Genomic DNA, 7317 nt, shown 5'->3' with positions numbered 1-7317 from the left:
GACTGAAGGTTCGAAACATCTGTCGAGAACATGGAATCAGTGATGCGACCTTTTATAACTGGAAAGCCAAGTATGGAGGACTCAGTGTAAGTGAGCTGGCCCGGATCAAAGAACTGGAGGCAGAAAATGCCCGGCTCAAGCGGATGTATGCCGACCTGAGTTTGGTACACCACGCCTTGAAAGATGCTGTAGAAAAAAAGCTGTAAGTCCTGAGGTAAAACGGGAGATGGTTGACCTGATGCACAGTGAACATCAGGTAAGCCTTCGTCAGGGCTGCAAAGCAGTAAACCTCCCACGCAGCAGCTATAGTTACAAGCCTAAGCCAAAAAACGATCAGATGATTATTGACACGCTGTTGGAGCTAACCTCCAAACACCCGGCCATTGGCTTCTGGCAGAGTTATCATCGGATTCGATCGATGGGCCACCGTTGGAATCACAAACGGATATATCGGGTCTATACGGCCCTGAAGCTCAATATTCGCCGTAGGGCTAAGAAACGACTGCCCTTCCCCATCGGTTATATATTGGCGCTCTTTGAACTTTGGTTTGGGAAGGTGCGCGAGTTTGTTTGACATAGGCTTTGTTTTAAGGTTATAGAATTTTCACAAGAATAATATAATCAAGTATTTAATCATATAAAATTAAGCTGTAAGGACTCCCCTTTTCATTGCTCTTACTATAAATAGGTTTCAGCATAAAACAGCTTTAAATGACGGAGAAAGAGCTTAGGCTTACTAAAGAGTACACAATCTTGTTCAGGGCATTCTCACATGAGAGAAATCTTGGGAGTTATTTAGTGAGGTTGTCGAGTCACGATATTTGATAGATTACCTTGAAACGGAGTTCTTAGTTCAGCAAATTTTATGTAAAAGAGACTGACGCTAAGTGTCACTCTTTTTTATTACTTTCCTTACAATTTGTAAGCAGAATTTTTTTAGGCAACATTTCAAATCACTTTAATTATAATGACCGAAAACCAGCAAGCCCGTCAAAAGCTCCAGGACGAACTCCGCAAACTATTCCAGTTTGAGGTATCTGACCTCGATTTTGGGATTTACCGTATTCTGAACCGTAAAAAAGACAGAATTGAAGAGTTTATTGAAAAGGATTTACTGGATGCAGTTAATAAAGGCCTTGAAGCATATCAGCAGCAGGATGCCTCACAGGTTGACGATATTAAACAGCAGATTATGGAAAACCTTTCGGATGATGCCTTTGATGAGCAAGGCAATTTGGTGAAGTATGAGAACACCAAACTTGGTAAAGATTATTTAGAGGCACTGGAAAAGGCAGAGAAGCAGGAGGTTGGGGCCGACACCGAAAAGAAAATCTACAACGACCTGTTTACTTTTTTCTCCAGGTACTACGATAATGGGGATTTCCTTTCTAAGCGGCGGATAAGCACCAGGGACTCCAAATATGCTGTGCCTTACAATGGCGAAGAAGTGTTGCTTCATTGGGCCAATAAGGATCAGTATTACATTAAATCAGGGGAACAGTTTACAAGCTTTAAGTTTGAACTGGAGGGCGGAAAAAAAGCGGTTTGGTTTAAGGTGGCTCAGGCAGAAACGGATAGGGATAATGTAAAGGAAGAGGAAGATCGTTCTTTTGTACTGCGGCCGGACAATCCCATTGAGGTTAATGATAACGAGCTTACGCTTTGGTTTGAGTACCGACCATTAACGGATGAAGAAGAAAAGAAATGGCTGGATATTTATAAAAAGGTAGAAAAGCCACGCAAAACGGTCGATCGCTCTGTACTCTGTGTAGCCTATAATGAATTTGTGCTAAATGAAGTAGATAAAGAATGGCGGGATCTGTTATCCGTCATTCCCAAAAACAAAGACCGTTCCCTTCTATACCAAAAACTGAATCACTATACCGGGAAAAATACCACTGATTATTTCATCCATAAAGATCTGAAGTCTTTTCTTGAGCGGGAACTGGAGTACTACCTGAAAAACGAGGTGATACGTGTAGATGATTTTATTGAAGACCAAAGCCAACAGGCAATGGAAGTGGCGTTAACCCGTGCCAAGGTGGTGCGACAAATTGGGAAAAAGATTATTGCCTTCCTCAGCCAGATTGAGAACTTCCAAAAAAAGCTTTTCGAGAAAAAGAAGTTTGTAGTGGATACCCATTACTGCTTTACTCTGGATATGATTCCTGAAGATTTGTATGACACGATTCTTGAAAACGAAGACCAACTGAAATCCTGGGAATCATTGTATGCTATGGATAAATGGGATGGTGAGTTGCAATGGGATGGGAAGTGGACAAAAGAATTCCTCAAGGAGCATCCTTTTATGATGGTGGATACCAAGTTTTTTGGTGAGGATTTTAAGTTTGATTTACTAAATTCGATTAACGATTTAGATCAATTACTTAAAGGGAATCTACTAAAAGGTGAAAATTACCAGGTTGTAAACTTGATGATTAATAAATATAAGGGGAATGTAAATACGGTGTATTTAGATCCTCCTTATAATACTGGAAATGATGGATTCTTATATAAAGACAGATTTTTCCATTCCAGCTGGTTAACCATGATGGAAAACCGGTTGTGTTCACTTAAAAAAATGTTTCAAAGTGATGGAAACATTTTTATAAGTATTGATGAGAATGAACTAAATAACTTGGAACAATTATCAAAGCAAGTTTTTGGTGAGGACAATTACTTAGGAAACTTGATTTGGAAAAGCCGACAAAATAAAGATAATAGAAATATTTCTAATATATCTATTGATCATGAGTATATAGTTAGTTTGGGTTCAAAGGTACGAGGTGATACTCGAAATTTAGAACAATATTCAAATCCTGATAATGATCCCCGGGGGGATTGGACAAGTGCAAATATGGTAGGTTTGCTACCAGAAGAAGAGAGACCAAACTGTCATTTTGATTTAATTAACCCTGAAACAGGTATTAATTATGGTAAGCCTGAAATGGGTTGGAGATATGATCAAAATACTATGAACAAACTTATTGAGGAGAATAAAATACTATGGCCAGCTGAACCTACAGGAAGGCCAAGAAGGAAAAAGTTTGTATCCGAGCTTCAAAATGAGTTTACAGGCTATTCATCTATAATAGCAGATAACATTTATACACGAGACGGCACAGTAGAACTGGATAATCTTTTTGGAAAGAGAACTTCAAACTTTCCAAAACCAAGTGATTTAGTTAAGGAGTTAATCGAACAATCTTCTATTGAGAAAAAAGTAGTTTTAGATTTTTTTGCGGGTACAGGAACAACAGCACACAGCTGTATTAAGCTAAATAACATTGATGCAAATTATATATTAGTAGAAATTGGCAATCAATTTCAGAGTATCATAATTCCAAGAATCAAAAAAGTAGTATGCTCCAACAATTGGAAAGGCGGCGTGCCTCAAGACCAAGACGGACAATCTCACTCCTTCAAATATCATTTCATAGAATCGTATGAAGACGCCCTAAACAATATTGAATTCAAAAATCCAGAAGATACCCAACAAGCCATGGAGTTTGAAGATTATATGCTCAACTACATGCTGGATTTTGAAACACAGGGAGTAAGCGCTACGCTTTTGAAGGATGAGGCATTTGATACGCCCTTCGATTATCAACTCAATATACAGCGAGGCCACGGCTCCCCGAAACCAGAAACCGTAGATATGGTGGAGACCTTCCATTATCTCATTGGATTATGGGTGCAGACACTTCGCCGGTACGAGCACCAAAGCCGAAAGTATGTAGTTAGTAAAGGCCAAATTCGGGATGAAGATGCGGTGGAAGATGTATGTATTATTTGGCGCAACACCAAAGACCTCGATCTGGACAAAGAGGCTGAATGGATTCAGGAGAATATAACTAAGGACGAGACTTTTGATCGCATCTACATAAACGGCATTAACAAAGTGAAGGACGCAGAACCCATTGAGCTCACCTTCCGTGAAAAAATGTTTGAGGATATCGCATGAAATTTGAGAAAAGACTGGCACTGACCGGCTATCTCAGAAAAATCTTCGGGGTATCCGACATTCACGATAAGAACAGTGTAAAAGCGTACTACAAACGGTTTAAAGAAGATGCTTCTGGTTCGGCCTACGATGCCAACGGGATTAGCAAAGTGTGTAACATTCTAAAAACCATTCCCCGTGTTACCATTTCTGAAGAAAAGCTGTTGGAATACGACGGGAACATTCGCTCCCATTTAGAAAAGATCAACAAAAACAGAGCAACCAAAGACCAGATTGTATTTAAGTATTTTCAGTTTTTGGCTGGGTTTTACACAGAGTATTATCTCGACCGGGTAACAGAAGATAAGCCTGCGTTCCTGAAGGAACTCAACGCCTTTGTAGCAGAACAAAAGAAAAACAACGGGTCTAAAATTCAATATGCTGAATTTGAGGAATCCGATCTCAATAAAGTGGCCTACTGGATGGCTACCGGTAGCGGAAAAACGCTCATTCTTCATCTCAACTATTATCAGTTTCAGCATTACATGCCACGGCTGGATGAGGCACCGGATAACATTTTACTAATTACCCCCAATGCCGGACTGACCAATCAGCACCAAAAGGAGCTGAATATGAGTGGTATTCCCAACCGGTATTATCTGGATGGGAACGGCACCTCGGGAATAGAACCGGAAACTGTAAAGCTAATCGAAATCACCAAGCTAACCGATGAGAAAAAGGGCGATGGAGACAGTGTAGAAGTTTCCGCTTTTGAAGGAAACAACCTGATTTTTGTGGATGAAGGCCACAAAGGTTCAAGCACGGAAGACTCAAAATGGATGGCCCGAAGAAAAGCAATCTCAGAAAGTGGCTTTACTTTTGAATACAGTGCTACTTTTGGTCAATCCTTAAATAAAGCTGCCGCTTCTGTTCAGGATGAATACGGAAAAGCGATTGTATTTGATTATGCCTATCCCCGTTTCTATGAAGATGGCTACGGCAAGAACTATCAAATATTAAATCTTAGAAAGAAGCAGCATTTTGACGATAAAGATCAGCGTCATGTCTATTTGATGGCGAACCTGCTCAGCTTTTATGAGCAAAAATACGTGTACGGGCAGGATGCTGAAACTTTTTATAAAACCTGGAATCTCCATGACCCATTACTCACCTTTATTGGTCACAGCGTACAAGCCGGAAAGACGAAATCAAGTCTGGCTAAGGATGAGAAACGTACGGTATCTGATGTGCAGAAAATAGTTCTGTTTTTAAACCTTGTGCTTCAAAATGAAAACGATTGGACCAAAAACACGATCCAGGATTTATTGAGTGGAACATCAGGCATAACAGGGCCTGATGATTCCGATATTTTTGAAAATAGCTTCACAGTACTTAAAGAACGCTTTAAAGAAAAAGCGGATGATATTTATTCAGACCTGTTGGAAACCCTTTTTCATGTAAAAGCTTCGGCACCTTTAAAATTGAGCAACATCAAGTCTGCCGAGGGTGAAATTGGCCTAAGAGCCGGTAACAGCGATCATTATTTTGGAGTGATAAACATTGGTGAAGACAGCGTATTTCTGCAATTTGTGGAAGAAAACCTGCCGGATCTCATTGTAGAGGAAGGCGACACTTTTCAAGGCTCCCTTTTTCAACAAATCAATAAACAGCACTCACCAATAAACATGCTTATTGGTTCCCGAAAATTTATTGAAGGCTGGAGTTCCTGGCGGGTAGCCAATATGGGACTCATGAACATCGGGAAGAGTGAAGGCCCTCAAATTATACAGTTATTTGGGCGTGGTGTTCGTCTACTTGGGAAAGACCGCAGCCTGATGCGTTCATCCGAGATGACCAATATCCCAAAGCCAGACCATATTGAACTGCTTGAAACACTTCAAATTTTTGGATTACAGGCCAACTACATGGAGCAATTCAGAAAATACTTGAAAGAAGAAGGCATTGACGTTGAGGAGCGAGTGAATATCAACCTGAAAATTCAATTTCCAAACTCATTTGAGAATAAGGGATTGTTGGTAATTAAGCCCAAAATCAGAGAAGAGTTTCAGGATGTTGTACAGCTTGTTTTAAGAAATGATGAAAAAATTAAACCCAAAATTGATTTAACAAGCACCATTGAGGTTGAAGCCTCTGATGATCGTGTACAAGAGAAACCGGCAGCAGGGGAAACAGAGCAAAAGATGTTCATTCGTAATGATCATATACCCTTATTGGATTTTGAGCGATTGTACCGGGAAGCATGGCGCTACCGAAGCCAAAAAGGATATCGAAACCTGTCTTTTGATATAGATACTCTCAGATCTATCATTCAAGAGCGCTCATATGAACTCTACTGTGATGAAGATCTGCTGGAAGTGAAAAGCTTTTCAGATGTTAAGCGCCTGGAAGAGATTGCCTTAATCATTCTCCGTAAATATGTAGATAGCTGGTATAAACGGAGGCAACAGGAATGGGAATATACCCAGTTAGAGTATCACCCCTTTAAGGAGAACGATAAAAACATACCTAACTATTCGGAAGATGAACAAGGTTATCAGCTACGCGTGAAGAAAACCGCAGTAGATAAGATTGAAAAGGAAATTAAAGCCTTATTCAGTGATACGGAAGTATTTGAAACTGATGTGTTCAAAGGAAAAGATGGCAGTATTCCACGAATCTATTTTGACCGGCACATTTACCTGCCATTGCTAATTGAAGATAAAAATGAGATAATTCAATCCACACCACCTGGGTTGAATGAAGGCGAATGGAAGTTTTTAAAGGATATGAAGAAGTACTTCCAAAGTACGCATGCTGAAAAGCTTTTTGAAGGTTATGACGTCTTTGTATTGCGGAATCAATCACGCGGCCACGGTATAGGATTTCTTCTGGCAGAAGAGCGGTATTTCCCTGACTTTATCGTATGGGTAAAAAATGAGGTTGAGCAGCATATTTGTTTCATGGATCCGAAAGGTCTTCAGCATCAGATCAATGTGAATGAGAATAATAAAGTACAGTTCTCAAAAGAAATAAAGTCTTACGAAAAGCAGCTAAATGATAAAAGAGGAAATGAACAGGTTCAGCTCCACTCATTCATCATTTCGCAAACCGATTTAGATGAAGTGAAGAAAAATAATTCAGTTCAGTCTGTGGCAGAATTAAACGAAATGAATATCTACTTTCCAGAGCAGGATGGATATGTTGATGGGCTATTTAGGAGAGTATTAAATTTGGTCTAACCCCCTATTAACTGGATAAGTATTCTACTTTAGAGAGTTCACATTGTAGTTTAGTTTCGACATTGGCCTGATAAAGGTCAATTCCATTTTCCATCAAATATTGTTTAGGGCTCTTATAGCCGATTCCGGAATGGA

The 7317-nt window shown here is 39.8% G+C and carries 4 protein-coding genes; 3 read left to right on the top strand and 1 reads right to left on the bottom strand.

Annotation, left to right across the window (positions count from 1 at the left end; translation table 11 throughout):
- Nucleotides 1-206 (top strand): transposase (locus tag BG260_RS08710; protein WP_069131753.1); only part of this gene is annotated, 206 nt, incomplete at its 5' end.
- 155 nt (nt 207-361) lie between these two features.
- Here the strand turns inward: BG260_RS08710 and BG260_RS14040 are convergent.
- Complete coding sequence (locus BG260_RS14040; protein ID WP_141691556.1) at nt 362-577, bottom strand: hypothetical protein; 216 nt, start codon at nt 575-577, stop codon at nt 362-364.
- A 390-nt stretch (nt 578-967) separates the two neighbouring features.
- Between BG260_RS14040 and BG260_RS08700 the strand changes: the two genes are divergently transcribed.
- Together BG260_RS08700 and BG260_RS08695 are read left to right on the top strand one after the other, a co-directional pair.
- Complete coding sequence (locus tag BG260_RS08700; RefSeq protein ID WP_069131749.1) at nt 968-3964, top strand: site-specific DNA-methyltransferase; 2997 nt, start codon at nt 968-970, stop codon at nt 3962-3964.
- Nucleotides 3961-7182 (top strand): DEAD/DEAH box helicase family protein, encoded by a 3222-nt coding sequence (locus tag BG260_RS08695; RefSeq protein WP_069131746.1) that lies wholly within the window; start codon nt 3961-3963, stop codon nt 7180-7182. The genes BG260_RS08700 and BG260_RS08695 overlap by 4 nt, the downstream gene beginning before the upstream one ends.
- The last annotated feature ends 135 nt before the right edge of the window (nt 7183-7317 follow it).

The sequence above is a fragment of the Rhodohalobacter halophilus genome (assembly GCF_001715195.1).
Taxonomy (GTDB): domain Bacteria; phylum Bacteroidota; class Rhodothermia; order Balneolales; family Balneolaceae; genus Rhodohalobacter; species Rhodohalobacter halophilus.
Note: the sequence above shows the minus strand (reverse complement) of the source record. Positions and strands in the feature narration are given on the sequence as shown.